The 11,892-nt window shown below is 66.8% G+C and carries 13 protein-coding genes; 8 read left to right on the top strand and 5 right to left on the bottom strand.

Features of this window, described 5'->3' with window-relative positions; translation table 11 throughout:
- The 3 genes from OMP43_RS22735 to OMP43_RS22725 all read left to right on the top strand — a co-directional run.
- Nucleotides 1–681: PD-(D/E)XK nuclease family protein (locus OMP43_RS22735; protein ID WP_280281852.1), on the top strand; the 681-nt coding region annotated here is incomplete at its 5' end.
- A gap of 54 nt (nt 682–735) precedes the next feature.
- On the top strand, nt 736–1,056 hold the full coding sequence (gene trxA, locus OMP43_RS22730) for a thioredoxin (protein ID WP_280281851.1): 321 nt from the start codon (nt 736–738) through the stop codon (nt 1,054–1,056).
- Nucleotides 1,057–1,146: 90 nt separating this feature from the next.
- Nucleotides 1,147–1,431 carry a virulence factor gene (locus tag OMP43_RS22725; RefSeq protein WP_280281850.1) on the top strand — a complete coding sequence of 95 codons (285 nt, stop codon included), beginning with the start codon at nt 1,147–1,149 and terminating at the stop codon, nt 1,429–1,431.
- A gap of 18 nt (nt 1,432–1,449) precedes the next feature.
- Here OMP43_RS22725 and argJ read toward each other — a convergent pair whose 3' ends face one another.
- On the bottom strand, nt 1,450–2,676 hold the full coding sequence (gene argJ / locus OMP43_RS22720; RefSeq protein WP_280281849.1) for a bifunctional glutamate N-acetyltransferase/amino-acid acetyltransferase ArgJ: 1,227 nt from the start codon (nt 2,674–2,676) through the stop codon (nt 1,450–1,452).
- A 56-nt stretch (nt 2,677–2,732) separates the two neighbouring features.
- Between argJ and OMP43_RS22715 the strand changes: the two genes are divergently transcribed.
- From OMP43_RS22715 to secA, 4 genes are all read left to right on the top strand, one after another.
- A complete protein-coding gene (locus OMP43_RS22715; RefSeq protein WP_280281848.1) occupies nt 2,733–3,380 on the top strand; it encodes an energy transducer TonB in 648 nt (215 codons plus the stop codon).
- A 164-nt stretch (nt 3,381–3,544) separates the two neighbouring features.
- On the top strand, nt 3,545–3,850 hold the full coding sequence (locus tag OMP43_RS22710) for a hypothetical protein (RefSeq protein WP_280281847.1): 306 nt from the start codon (nt 3,545–3,547) through the stop codon (nt 3,848–3,850).
- Nucleotides 3,851–4,003: 153 nt separating this feature from the next.
- On the top strand, nt 4,004–4,264 hold the full coding sequence (locus OMP43_RS22705; RefSeq protein WP_280281846.1) for a hypothetical protein: 261 nt from the start codon (nt 4,004–4,006) through the stop codon (nt 4,262–4,264).
- Nucleotides 4,265–4,377: 113 nt separating this feature from the next.
- Entirely contained in the window at nt 4,378–7,119 is a 2,742-nt protein-coding gene (gene secA / locus OMP43_RS22700) for a preprotein translocase subunit SecA (RefSeq protein ID WP_280281845.1), read from the top strand.
- A 171-nt stretch (nt 7,120–7,290) separates the two neighbouring features.
- Here secA and OMP43_RS22695 read toward each other — a convergent pair whose 3' ends face one another.
- From OMP43_RS22695 to OMP43_RS22680, 4 genes are all read right to left on the bottom strand, one after another.
- Nucleotides 7,291–7,887: a hypothetical protein gene (locus OMP43_RS22695; protein ID WP_280281844.1), complete on the bottom strand. Its 597-nt coding sequence runs from the start codon at nt 7,885–7,887 to the stop codon at nt 7,291–7,293.
- A gap of 122 nt (nt 7,888–8,009) precedes the next feature.
- Nucleotides 8,010–8,522 carry a phosphoribosyltransferase family protein gene (locus OMP43_RS22690; RefSeq protein ID WP_348538630.1) on the bottom strand — a complete coding sequence of 171 codons (513 nt, stop codon included), beginning with the start codon at nt 8,520–8,522 and terminating at the stop codon, nt 8,010–8,012.
- Nucleotides 8,519–9,535 carry an adenosine deaminase gene (locus tag OMP43_RS22685; protein ID WP_280281843.1) on the bottom strand — a complete coding sequence of 339 codons (1,017 nt, stop codon included), beginning with the start codon at nt 9,533–9,535 and terminating at the stop codon, nt 8,519–8,521. The genes OMP43_RS22690 and OMP43_RS22685 overlap by 4 nt, the downstream gene beginning before the upstream one ends.
- A gap of 251 nt (nt 9,536–9,786) precedes the next feature.
- On the bottom strand, nt 9,787–10,878 hold the full coding sequence (locus OMP43_RS22680) for an AraC family transcriptional regulator (protein WP_280281842.1): 1,092 nt from the start codon (nt 10,876–10,878) through the stop codon (nt 9,787–9,789).
- Nucleotides 10,879–11,050: 172 nt separating this feature from the next.
- On the opposite strand from OMP43_RS22680, the gene OMP43_RS22675 reads away from it, so the two are divergent.
- Nucleotides 11,051–11,872, top strand: a complete 822-nt coding sequence (locus OMP43_RS22675; protein ID WP_280281841.1) for an ATP-binding protein — start codon at nt 11,051–11,053, stop codon at nt 11,870–11,872.
- Nucleotides 11,873–11,892 lie beyond the last annotated feature (20 nt).

Raw genomic sequence — 11,892 nt, 5'->3', positions numbered from 1 at the left:
GCATCGGAGCCCGCCGAGGCGGCGGCGCTCCCCGGTTGGGCCCGCCGTCCCGCGCCCGAGGAGGCCCGCCCGCCACGCCCGCTCGCGCCCTCCGCGCTGGGCGACGATGCCGTGGCCGATCCGCCGCCCACGCCCGCGCTGCGCGCCGCGGCCGAGCGCGGCCGGCTCCTGCATGCCCTTTTCGAGCGATTGCCGTCGGTCGGTCGCGCCGAGCGCGCCGCTGCCGCGGAACGCTGGCTGGCCGGGGCGGGGGGCGTCGGCGACCCGGTCCTGCGCGCCGAGCTCGTCGCCGCGGCGCTGGCGGTCACCGAGGATCCGCGCTTCGCCGAGCTGTTCGGCCCCACCTCGCTGGGGGAAGCGCCGATCGCCGCGGTGGTGGGGGATGGGCTCGTCGTCTCGGGCACGGTCGACCGGCTGGTGATAACGCCCGACCATGTCCGGGTGGTCGACTTCAAGACCGGCCGCCGCGCACCCGCGTCCCTGGCCGAGATTCCCCCCTATCACCTCAGGCAGATGGCGGCCTATGCCGCCGCGCTGGCGGTGATCTTTCCGGGGCGCGTGATCGAGGCCGGGCTGCTCTATGCCGCGGGGCCGGTGCTCCACCTTTTGCCGGCCGATCTGCTCTCGGCCCACAAGCCGGGCTTCACGGATATGGAGCAAAGCTTGGGCTTGCGCGCTTGACCCTGCGAGGTGCGATCATAGATTAGCGGCCGACATCGTATCAGGAGTTTGATCATGGCCACCAAGGCGACCACCGACGCCAGCTTTTCCGCAGACGTTCTCGAGGCCGACAAGCCCGTGCTCGTCGATTTCTGGGCGGAATGGTGCGGGCCGTGCAAGATCATCGCACCGGCGCTCGAGGAACTGGCCGAGGAGCTGGCCGACAGGGTCGAGATCATCAAGATCGACATCGACGAGAATCCCGACGCGCCGACCAAATACGGCGTGCGCGGCATTCCCACCATGATCCTGTTCAAGGATGGCCAGCCGGCGGCGACGCAGGTCGGCGCGATGCCGAAGAGCGCGATCAAGCAATGGGTGGAGCGCTCGCTTTGACCGATAGCTGAAAGACGTTAGATTGCTCTAATGAACGCACGTTTCGATCATAATCGAGCTGGGAACAGGCCAAGCAGGAGCGGAGGAAGCATGTACGCTATCGTGTTTGACCTGGACACCCAGACCTTGGAACAGACCTATCCGAATGCGTCATGGCGCAATGCGTATGCGGATGTTCGCCGTATTCTGGAACAGCGAGGCTTTGATTGGCAGCAGGGATCGACCTATTTCGGCAACGACGCCGTCACTGCGGTCGATTGCGTTTTGGCCGTGCAGGAGCTCAAAAGGACTTATAATTGGTTCCAGCCCTCCGTACGGGACATCCGGATGCTTCGTATTGAGGAAAACAACGATCTGGGCCCGGCGCTCGAATAGGCCGTCGATCATCACGTATCAGCTCCGGTAATCCGCGTTGATCGAGATGTATCCGTGCGTCAGGTCGCAGGTCCATACGGTGGCGCGGCCTTCGCCAAGGCCCAGCTCGACGCCGATCTCGATCTCCCGCCCCTTCAGGTGCGCGGCGACGGGCGCCTCGTCATAGCCTTCCACCGCCAGGCCGTCGCGCGCCACCTGGGTGGTGCCGAAGCGGATGGCGAGCCGGTCGCGCTCGGCGGGCTCGCCGGCCTTGCCCACCGCCATCACCACGCGGCCCCAATTGGCATCCTCGCCCGCGATCGCGGTCTTCACCAGCGGCGAATTGGCGATCGACATGGCGATGCGGTGCGCGCTGGCATCGCTCTCCGCGCCCTCGACGGTGATCTCGATCAGCTTCTGCGCGCCTTCGCCGTCGCGCACGACGAGCTGGGCGAGCTGGTGGCACAGATCCTGGAGCGCGGCGCGAAAGGCGTCGGCGCCGTCGTCCTCGTCGCTCGCCAGCACTGCGTTGCCCGCGCCGCCGGTGGCGAAGGCCAGCACCGTGTCGCTGGTGGAGGTATCGCCGTCCACGGTGATGCACGAGAAGCTCTTGCGGTTGGCATCGCCCAGCGCGGCCTGCAGGAAGGCCGGGTCGACCGCGGCATCGGTGAAGAGGAAGCCGAGCATCGTCGCCATGTCCGGCGCGATCATGCCCGATCCCTTGATGATGCCGATCAGGCTGACGGTCCTGCCCCCGACCACGGCTTGCGTGGCCGCGCCCTTGGCGAAGGTGTCGGTGGTCATGATCGTCGCGGCGGCATCTTCCCAGCCGCAGGGCGCGGCGGTGAACGCGTTGTCGAGGCCCGCTTCGGCCTTGTCGATCGGCAGCGGCACGCCGATCACCCCGGTGGAGGCGACGAACACGTCGGAAGGGCGGCAGCCGAGATGCGCGGCGGCGCGGGCGGCGATCGCCTCCACCGCGGCGCGGCCGCGATTGCCGGTGAAGGCATTGGAATTGCCCGCATTCACCACCAGCGCCCGCGCCTCGCCCAACGGCAGCGCCTTGCGGCACCATTCCACCTCGGGGGAGGGGCATTTGCTGCCGGTCAGCACGCCCGCCACCGAAGTGCCCGGCGCCAGCTCGATGAAGGTCAGGTCGCAGCGGTCCCAGCTCTTGTATCGCGCCCGGGCGACGCGCGCGGTGACGCCGGGGATCGCCGGCAGGGCGGGAAAGGGAAGCGCAAGCGGGGAGCGTTCTATGGACATGCAAAAACCTGTTGCTAAGCTGGCGTCCGCTTCGGGCAAGCAGGGGGAAAGATCAAATGCTTTTGGTGATGCTGGCGGGGCTGGTGATGCAAGCCGTGCCGGCTGCGCCTCCTCCTGAAGCGTCACGCAAGCCCGAACCGCGCGGACGGCCGCAAAGCTGGCTTACGGACGACGACTATCCGGCCGGCCCGTTTCGGCGCGGGGAGTTCGGGCCCGTCAAGTTCCGCGCCGATGTCGATGCGAAGGGAAAGGTGGCGGATTGCCATGTGATTGGGACTTCGGGTTATTCCGAACTCGACGAACCCGTGTGCAGGCTCTTGCGCAGGCGGGCCGTGTTCACGCCGGGGCGCAACGCAGCGGGGACGGACATCCCCTATTCCTACGACGGCACCTTCACCTGGAACTTGCCGGGAAAGCCGAGGATCCCGAATCCGATCAGCGCCGTCACCAGCAAGCCGGTGGAGGTGGTGGTGGAGTTGCAGGCGGTGCCGAGGAGCTACGCCAATCCGGCGCTGCTTCGACTGGTATTTGCCGACGGCAAGCCGAAAGCCTGCACCGTCGAGCTTACCAGCGGCAATCCGAAGCTCGACGCAATTGCCTGCGAACAGGCAAATGTGCAGGTGCCGCCGCTCAAGGCAGGTAAGCCGGGTTGGCCCGAGCCCAATAGCCGGATGGCATCCGTGACGTTCGAACGGACGAAATAGGGCGGGCCGCCGATTGGAGGGGAATCGCTGCCAATGGCGGCAATGGGCACACTGCCCGCGGGCAGGCAGGCAGTTCCGCAGGTTCCCTGAAGCAAACGGGTAGACGGCCGCGCGGCAAGCATTACCAAGGACATAGGTCGCTTCGGACTCGAAAGGCACATTCGATGATTCTCGCTACCCTCCTGGCCCTTGCCGGACAGACGGTTCCGGCCGTGCCGGCGCCGATCATGACGATCACCGTGCAGAAGCTGCCGGCAAGCTATACCAAGTCGCCGGTCGTCCATCTCGATTTCGACAAGAAGGGTGCGGTTTCGGCCTGCACCGTCGAGCAGTCGAGCGGCAGCCCGGGCATCGACAAGGTGGCCTGCCAGCAGGTGCAGACGATCAAGCTGCCGGCCGAGGGCGGCAAGGCGCCGGAATCGCGCTCGGCCCCGGTGGAATTCGTTGCGGGCGGTGCCACGGCGCAATGATCCGCGCGGGCCAGGGCAGGCGCTGCCCCGGCCCGTTCCGGCCCGCGACAGGCCGATACTCGCTTTCGATTGGACGAAGCCGATCGGAATTACTATGTCGCCGTAAGCGCGCTTCTCGGTCTCGAGGCGCCAAAGCATTTGCGAGCTTCGTTTTTGGAACTGCTGCTTCTCCTGACTGCCTTTCTCGCGAGCCTGACCGGTGCCGGTTCGGCCGATCGCGGCGGACTTCGGCAGATGCAGGGCGTAGCGGTGGTCCAGGCCGCCCAGGCGGCGCAGGCGGCGGTGCTTCCGGCCCGTCGCGCGACGCCCGCGCTCCCGGTGCCGCTGCTGCGGCCCGAAAGGGTCCTCCCGCTCGCGGCCGTGCGGAACGCGCCCGCCGCGTTGCGCCTGCCCTTCGAGCGCCGGCTCGAATGAGCTTTTCCGCGGTTCGCTGAACTCGGCGGCCGCTCTTCCGTTCTCGCATTCAAACGGGCGCCGGCCGCAGCGGCGCGCCCGTCCGACCACCCTAGACATAGACTGGAAAATCCATGCTCGGCGGTTTTGCCAAGACCCTCTTCGGTTCCTCGAACGATCGCTATGTGAAATCGCTCGGCAGCATCGTGAACAAGATCAACGGCTTCGAGCCGGCGATCTCGGCGATGAGCGACGAAGAGCTTTCGAGCCAGACGGTGAAGTTCCGCGAGCGGCTCGCCAATGGCGAGAAGCTGGACGCGCTGCTTCCGGAAGCCTTCGCCACGGTGCGCGAGGCGGCCAAGCGCGTGCTCGGCCAGCGCCATTACGACGTGCAGATGGTGGGCGGCATCGTGCTCCACCGCGGCGAGATCGCCGAGATGCGCACCGGCGAGGGCAAGACGCTGGTCGCGACGCTGGCGACCTATCTCAACGCGCTGCCGGGCGACGGCGTCCATGTCGTCACGGTCAACGATTATCTCGCCAAGCGCGACGCCGAATGGATGGGCCAGGTCTACAAGTTCCTCGGCCTCACCGTCGGCGTGATCGTGCCCAACCTCTCCGACCATGAGCGCCGCGAGGCCTATGGCTCGGACATCACCTATGGCACGAACAACGAGTTCGGCTTCGACTATCTGCGCGACAACATGAAGTATGAGCGGGTCTCGATGACGCAGCGCCCGTTCAATTTCGCGATCGTCGACGAGGTCGACTCGATCCTGATCGACGAGGCCCGCACGCCGCTGATCATCTCGGGTCCCACCGACGACAAGTCCGAGCTCTATATGGGCGTCGACGTGGTGGTGAAGCAGCTGACGCCCGAGGATTACGAGAAGGACGAGAAGCAGCGCACCATCGTGCTGACCGAGGACGGCACCGAGAAGGTCGAGCGCATGCTCGAGGCTGCGGGGCTGCTCCAGGGCGCCAATCTCTACGATTTCGAGAACACCCAGGTCGTCCACCACCTGAACCAGGCGCTGCGCGCGAACGTGATGTTCAAGCGCGACATCGATTATATCGTGAAGGACGACAAGGTCGTCATCATCGACGAATTCACCGGCCGCATGATGGACGGCCGGCGCTGGTCGGACGGCCTGCACCAGGCGGTGGAGGCCAAGGAAGGCGTCAACATCGAGCCGGAGAACCAGACGCTCGCCTCGATCACCTTCCAGAACTATTTCCGCATGTACCCGAAGCTGGGCGGCATGACCGGTACCGCAGCCACCGAGGCGCCCGAATTCTTCGACATCTACAAGATGAACGTCGTCACCATCCCGACCAACCTGCCGGTGCAGCGCGTCGACGAGGAGGACGAGTTCTACAAGACGCTCGAGGAGAAGTTCCGGGCGATCGCCAAGAAGATCAAGGAACATGCCGCCAAGGGCCAGCCGGTGCTGGTCGGCACCGTCTCGATCGAGAAGTCGGAGATGCTGTCCGAGTTCCTCACCGGCGAGGGCGTCGATCACGCGGTGCTCAACGCCCGCCATCACGAGAGCGAGGCGCACATCGTGGCGCAGGCGGGCCGGCTGGGCGCGGTGACGATCGCCACCAACATGGCCGGCCGCGGCACCGACATCCAGCTGGGCGGCAATCTCGAGTTCCGCGTCCATGACGAGCTTGCCGACATGGAAGAGGGGCCCGCCAAGGAAGCCGCGATCGAGCAGATCAAGGCGGAGATCGCGGCGGAGAAGCAGAAGGTGAAGGAGGCCGGCGGCCTGTTCGTGCTCGGCACCGAACGCCATGAGAGCCGCCGCATCGACAACCAGCTGCGCGGCCGCTCGGGCCGCCAGGGCGATCCGGGCCTGAGCCGCTTCTACCTCTCGCTCGACGACGACCTGCTGCGCATCTTCGGCTCGAACACGCTGTTCGCCAAGATGATGCGCAACAACATCGCCGATGGCGAGGCGATCGGCTCGAAATGGCTGAGCAAGGCGATCGAGACCGCGCAGCGCAAGGTCGAGGCGCGCAACTACGACATCCGCAAGCAGGTCGTCGAATATGACGACGTGATGAACGATCAGCGCAAGGTGATCTACGAGCAGCGCGCCGACATCATGGACGCCGAGACGGTGGGCGATGTCGTCACCGACATGCGCGCCGAGACGGTGAACGCCATTGTCGGCGAATATTGCCCGCACGGCTCCTATCCCGAGCAGTGGAAGGTCGAGGAGCTCAAGGAGAAGGTGCTCGGCACCCTCAACGTCGATGCGCCGGTGGAGCAGTGGATCCGGGACGAGGCGCAGATCGAGCCGGAGATGGTCGAGGAGCGCGTGCGCGAGGCTGCGGACAAGCTCGTCGAGGGCAAGGCCGCCGACCTGGAGCCCGAGACCTGGAGCCAGATCGAGAAGTCGATCCTGCTCCAGAACCTGGACCATCACTGGAAGGAGCATCTCGCGATGCTCGACGCGCTGCGCCAGGTCGTGCACCTGCGCGCCTATGCCCAGAAGACGCCGATCAACGAGTATAAGCACGAGGCGTTCGCGATGTTCGAACGCATGCTCGGCCAGATCCGCGAGGACGTGACCCGCACGCTCGCCTTCGCGCAGTTCCGCATGGAGCCGGCGCCCGAGCTGCCGCAGCTGCCCGACTTCCTGACCACCCATATCGATCCGCTGACCGGCGAGGACGATACCTATGACTATGATGGCGGCGCGGCCGGGCTGATCACCACCCGCCTGCCGCAGATGGGCATTCCCCAGCCTTCGGCCGAGGATCTCGGCACCGATCCGGCGCAGTGGGAAGGGCTGGTCAGCCGCAACGCGCCGTGCCCCTGCGGCTCGGGCCGCAAATACAAGCACTGCCACGGCCAGGTGGCCTGAGCCAGGGTCGGCCTTCGGGCCGCCCGTACATAGCCTATGCCGTCATCCCCGCGCGGGCGGGGATCCAGAGCCAAGGGCGATACCGCCTGTAACCCTGGATCCCCGCCCGCGCGGGGATGACGATCCTTGAGGAGTGCGTTCCCCTCCCGCAAGCGGGAGGAGTTTCGCCGCTTACTTCGTGGCCGGCATCTGGATCGACGGGCCCAGGCGGCTGACCACCTCGTGCGCATCGAAGGCGCGCAGGTTGTCGGCGGGCTTGGGGCCCTTGCCCATCACCACTTCGGCCATGGCCTCATATTGGGTGACGGTGCGATAATCCCAGTCGCGGTCGCGCCAGAAGGGATCGTCGAAGAAGGGATCCCAGCTGCGCCAGCCCCAGCGCGGCCCGCGATAGAAGCGCCAGGACGGGCTCCAATAGCCCCAGGGCCCGGGACCCCAGGCACCCGGCTCGCGCACGATATCGGTCTTCTTCTCGGTATCGCGGTCGGACAGGATGAAGTGATCGAAGCCCTGCTGGAGCGTCAGTTCGGCGGCGCGATAGAGCAGATAGCGCTCGACCGTCTCGCGCGAGGTGAGGCTGTTGCCGGAGAAGCTGATGCGGAAGCGATTGCTTTCGATCTGCGTGTCCGAATAGCCGTTGCGGACAGCGGTGCCGTTGCCGGTGGCAGGCTGATAGGGGGTTGCGGTCATACAGGCGGACAGCGAGATGCTGCCGGCGAGGATGAGAGCAAGCGCTGCGAACCGGGGGCGCTTGGGAGTTCTCGACATGGTTCCTCCGAGGTTAAAGTCTGGGCACTGCTATGACGGAACGAACGCGCGCCGGCAGGGATGTGTCCACGATGGAGCGTGGCATATCCGCGATTGACGGAGGCTGAACAATCCGCGTCAAATCACGCCAGCCGCTCGGGAACTTCCATCGCATCCTCGGCGAGCGTGTCGCGGGGCGCCATGGCTTCCCAGGGGAAGACGAACCAGTCCTTGTCGACCGAGCGATCGATCCGGCGGGCACGATAATCGACCTGCTGCGAGGAGCGGAGATTGTCGAGCAGCACGGCGAAGCGGATGCGGCTGGCGATCGCGCTTTCGCCGGCCAGGGCGGCGCGGATCTCGCCGATCGTCTTGCCGCTGTCGTTGATGTCCTCGACGAACAGCAGCCGGTCGCCGTCGCGGGTCCGCCGGGCCAGCACCGACACCAGCTCCTCGCCGAATTGCGCGATCCTGGTCGAATGATCGATCGAGACGAGCGGCAAACCCATGCGATGCGACAGGAACACCGCCGGCGTCAGCCCGCCACGGCCGACGCCGACCAGCAGCGTCGGGTTCCAGGCTTCGGCGGCTGCGGCGATGGCGTGGACGCCCGCCACCATCTCCTCATGGGTGAAGGGAGTGAAGACGATGCTCAAGCGTGTTCCTCCGCATAGGCGTCGACCCGGGCGAGATGCGCGGCGACTTCGTCGTCGGAAAGAAAGGAACCGAGGAAACTGTTCCGCGCGAGCGTCACCAGGTCGCGGCGGCTGAGGTCGCGGCCCCGGGCGATCGCCCGGTAATTGTCGGCGACATAGCCGCCGAAATAGGCGGGATCGTCCGAATTGACCGTGGCGCGCAGGCCCAGCTGCAGCATCCGGTCGATCGGATGCGCGTCGACCGAAGCGACGTTGCACAGCTTGACGTTGGAAAGCGGGCAGACGGTGAGCGTCATCGAGGAACGGGCCAGGCGGGCGACCAGCGCCGAATCCTCCAGGCTGCGATTGCCATGGTCGAGCCGGTCGATCGCCAGCAGGTCGAGCGCCTCGGCGACATATTCCGGCGGGCCCTCCTCGCCGGCATGGGCGACGCGCTTGAGCCCCATCGCGGCGGCGGCGGCGAAGACGCGCTCGAACTTGGACGGGGGATGGCCGAGCTCCGACGAATCCAGGCCGACGCCGGCGATCCGGTCGAGCCAGGGCTGGGCCTGGGTCAGCGTCTTGAAGGCATCCTCCTCGTCCAGGTGGCGCAGGAAGCAGAGGATCAGCTTGGAGGTGATGCCGAGCCGTGCCTCGGCCGCTTCCATGCCGGCGAGCAGGCCGTTGGCGACCACGCCGAACGGAATGCCGCGATGGGTGTGCGTCTGCGGATCGAAGAAGATCTCGGCATGGACGACACCGTCCTTCGCCACCCGCTCGAAATAGGCGAGGGCGAGATCGTGGAAATCCTCCTCGGTGCGCAGCACGTCGGCGCCGGCATAATAGATGTCGAGAAAGTCCTGGAGGTTGGAGAATTCATAGGCCGCCCGAACCTCCTCGACCGAGGCGAAGGGGATGGCGACGCCGTTGCGCCGGGCAAAGGCGAACATCTGCTCGGGCTCCAGGCTGCCCTCGATATGCAGATGGAGCTCCGCCTTGGGCAGTCCGGCGATGAAAGTGTCTAGGTCGTGCATCGCCGGAACATCGCAGGCGGGGCGGGGAGTCGCAAGGGGAGCGGTGGGGCCTGCGGCGCGTGCGCTGTCCTCCATCGTCATGCCCGCGCAGGCGGGGGCCAGGGTAGTTCGGGACAATCGACGCAATTGCGCCAACGCTCTCCGGAGCGGGTGGGAACTGCCGCACCTGCCTCGCATTCGGCCCTGGATCCTCGCCTGCGCGGGGATGACGGGCCTTGCTGATTGCCGCAGCAACCCTGGCCGGCGCCACCTCACAACGGCGTCGGCATGCCGATCCCCTGCGGCGCGGCCGGGTCCAGCGCCGGATCCTCGTCGTCCGCGGGGGCCGGCGCGAGGGGAGGATCGTCGCTCGCCGAGCGGCGCCAGGCGCTGGGCGACATGCCGAACTCGGAAGTGAACCAGCGCGTGAACGCGGCGGGCGAGGCATAGCCCAGCATCTCGCCGATCGCGGCGAGCGTCTGGACGTTGTTGAGCAGATGGCGGACCACCAGCTCGCGGCGTACGCCGTTCAGCACCACGCTGAAGCCGGTGCCTTCCGCCTCCAGCCTGCGCTGGAGCGTGCGCGGCGAGACCCCGATGTGGCGCGCGACATTCTCGATCGAGGCCTTGCCCGATGCGAGCAGGATGAAGAGTGCCCGGCGCGTCCGGTCGGCTTCGGTGAGCAAGGGAGCCGAGGGAAGCTGCGCCTCGAAATAGCTGTTCGCATAGGCGGCAAGGTTCGAGCGATAGCCCGGGTTGCGGGCGTGCAGCGCCTCGCGCGCATAGGCGACGCCGTTGACCCCGCTGCCGAAATGCACCGGGCAGCCGAGCACCCGGTGGTGCACTTCCAGCGAGGGCGGGGCGGCATGCATGAAATACAGGCATTCCGGCTTCCATGCGCTGCCGCCGATCTCGATGAAGACGCGCGACAGCATCGCGCCCACCGCTTCATGGGCCTGGCGCGGCGCGAAATCGATCCTGCTGACGATCTGGGTCCGCACCAGCGCCGTGTCGCCTTCGATCTCGAGGTTGAAGGTCAGCAGGTCGCTCAGCAGATGCTGGTAGCGGATCAGCGTGCGGAGGGCGTCCTCCAGCGTCTCCTGCTGCTGGAGGACGAGGCTCAGCGGGCCGAGCGAGGAAAGGTCGCGCCGCTCGGCGATCAGCATTGCGAAGTGCGGGCAGTTCGCTTCCATCGCCGAGCGTTCGAGGATCGAAGCGATCGCGCCGCGAGGAAGCCGTTCCTCGGGATTGCGGAGCTGCGACGGGCTGACGCCGATGTCGGCAAGAATATGATAGGGATCGAGGCCAACTTCCAGGGCGACCGGGACATAGTCCATCATCATGGCCGCACGCCCCGAAGTCATGCCGGACCCTCCCCATGCCCGGAGCGCATCCGGGACATTCCAGTTATTATGCAGGGTGACGTGAACTGCCAAGGGGTTGGCGTGAAATGCAAAGCAGTCTGGCCCAACCTGCCCTAGGGACTAGACGGATACCGGTTTCCACGGGCGGGAAATCGGAGGCACGGAGAAGAAAATGCGGTTTGACGGGGTATCGATGGCCAGGCGCAGCGCCGGTGCCGACCAGGACGAATTGCGCGGGGCGCGCGATTCGGCGCGGTTTCCGGCGAATGATACGCCGCGCGATCCCTTTGCGCCGGGCGATCCCGCGGCGGGCGCGCGGCTGACCGCGATGAGCGCGATGGCGGCGGCGATGGCGCACGAGCTCAGCCAGCCGCTGACGGCCGCGAGCAATTACATGCTGGGCTGCGCCGCGGTGCTGCGCGAGCGGATCCACGGGCTGGAACAGCTGCTCGGTTTCATCGAGGATGCGGCGGCGCAGACTGCGCGCGCTTCCGACATCGTGCTGCGCATGCGCAGCTTCGTGAAGACCGGCAGGATCGACGCGCGCCCCGAATGCCTGGTCGAGATGCTCGACGTCGTGCGCGCGCGCCTGTCGTGCCTGGAAGATGTCGAGCTGGTGCGCAGCTTCGCGCCGGGCTCCACCTGCGTGCTGGGGGACCGCATCCAGATCGAGATGGTGCTCTCCAACCTTCTGCTCAACGCGGCCCAGGCGATGTGGAACAGCCCGGTGCGCCGGATCGCGGTCTCGAGCTGGGCCGAAGGGAGCCGCGTCCGCATCCGTGTTGCCGACACCGGCCCCGGCGTGCCTCCGGGCGTGCGCGAGCATCTGTTCGAGCCGATGGTGAGCACCAAGATGGAGGGCACCGGCCTCGGCCTGGCCATCTCGCAGACCATCGTCGATGCGCATGGCGGCACGCTGACGCTCGAGCCCGCCGAGCCCGGCGAGGGTGCCGTGTTCGTCCTCGCCTTGCCGCGCGGCCCCGACTTCATCTGATCCTGCCCCGAGGCCCGTCC

Source organism: Sphingomonas sp. CBMAI 2297 (assembly GCF_029870595.1).
Classification (GTDB): Bacteria; Pseudomonadota; Alphaproteobacteria; order Sphingomonadales; family Sphingomonadaceae; genus Sphingomonas.
The sequence above is the reverse complement of the archived record's forward strand: the minus strand, read 5'-3'. Positions and strand labels throughout refer to the sequence as shown.

Bases quoted from the DNA above. Each gene is read 5' to 3' on its own strand.
- OMP43_RS22675 (WP_280281841.1), top strand. From the start codon at position 11,051: ATGCGGTTTGACGGGGTATCGATGGCCAGGCGCAGCGCCGGTGCCGAC.
- trxA (WP_280281851.1), top strand. From the start codon at position 736: ATGGCCACCAAGGCGACCACCGACGCCAGCTTTTCCGCAGACGTTCTC.
- secA (WP_280281845.1), top strand. From the start codon at position 4,378: ATGCTCGGCGGTTTTGCCAAGACCCTCTTCGGTTCCTCGAACGATCGC.
- OMP43_RS22685 (WP_280281843.1), bottom strand. From the start codon at position 9,535: ATGCACGACCTAGACACTTTCATCGCCGGACTGCCCAAGGCGGAGCTC.
- OMP43_RS22715 (WP_280281848.1), top strand. From the start codon at position 2,733: ATGCTTTTGGTGATGCTGGCGGGGCTGGTGATGCAAGCCGTGCCGGCT.
- OMP43_RS22695 (WP_280281844.1), bottom strand. From the start codon at position 7,887: ATGTCGAGAACTCCCAAGCGCCCCCGGTTCGCAGCGCTTGCTCTCATC.
- OMP43_RS22725 (WP_280281850.1), top strand. From the start codon at position 1,147: ATGTACGCTATCGTGTTTGACCTGGACACCCAGACCTTGGAACAGACC.
- OMP43_RS22680 (WP_280281842.1), bottom strand. From the start codon at position 10,878: ATGACTTCGGGGCGTGCGGCCATGATGATGGACTATGTCCCGGTCGCC.
- OMP43_RS22710 (WP_280281847.1), top strand. From the start codon at position 3,545: ATGATTCTCGCTACCCTCCTGGCCCTTGCCGGACAGACGGTTCCGGCC.
- argJ (WP_280281849.1), bottom strand. From the start codon at position 2,676: ATGTCCATAGAACGCTCCCCGCTTGCGCTTCCCTTTCCCGCCCTGCCG.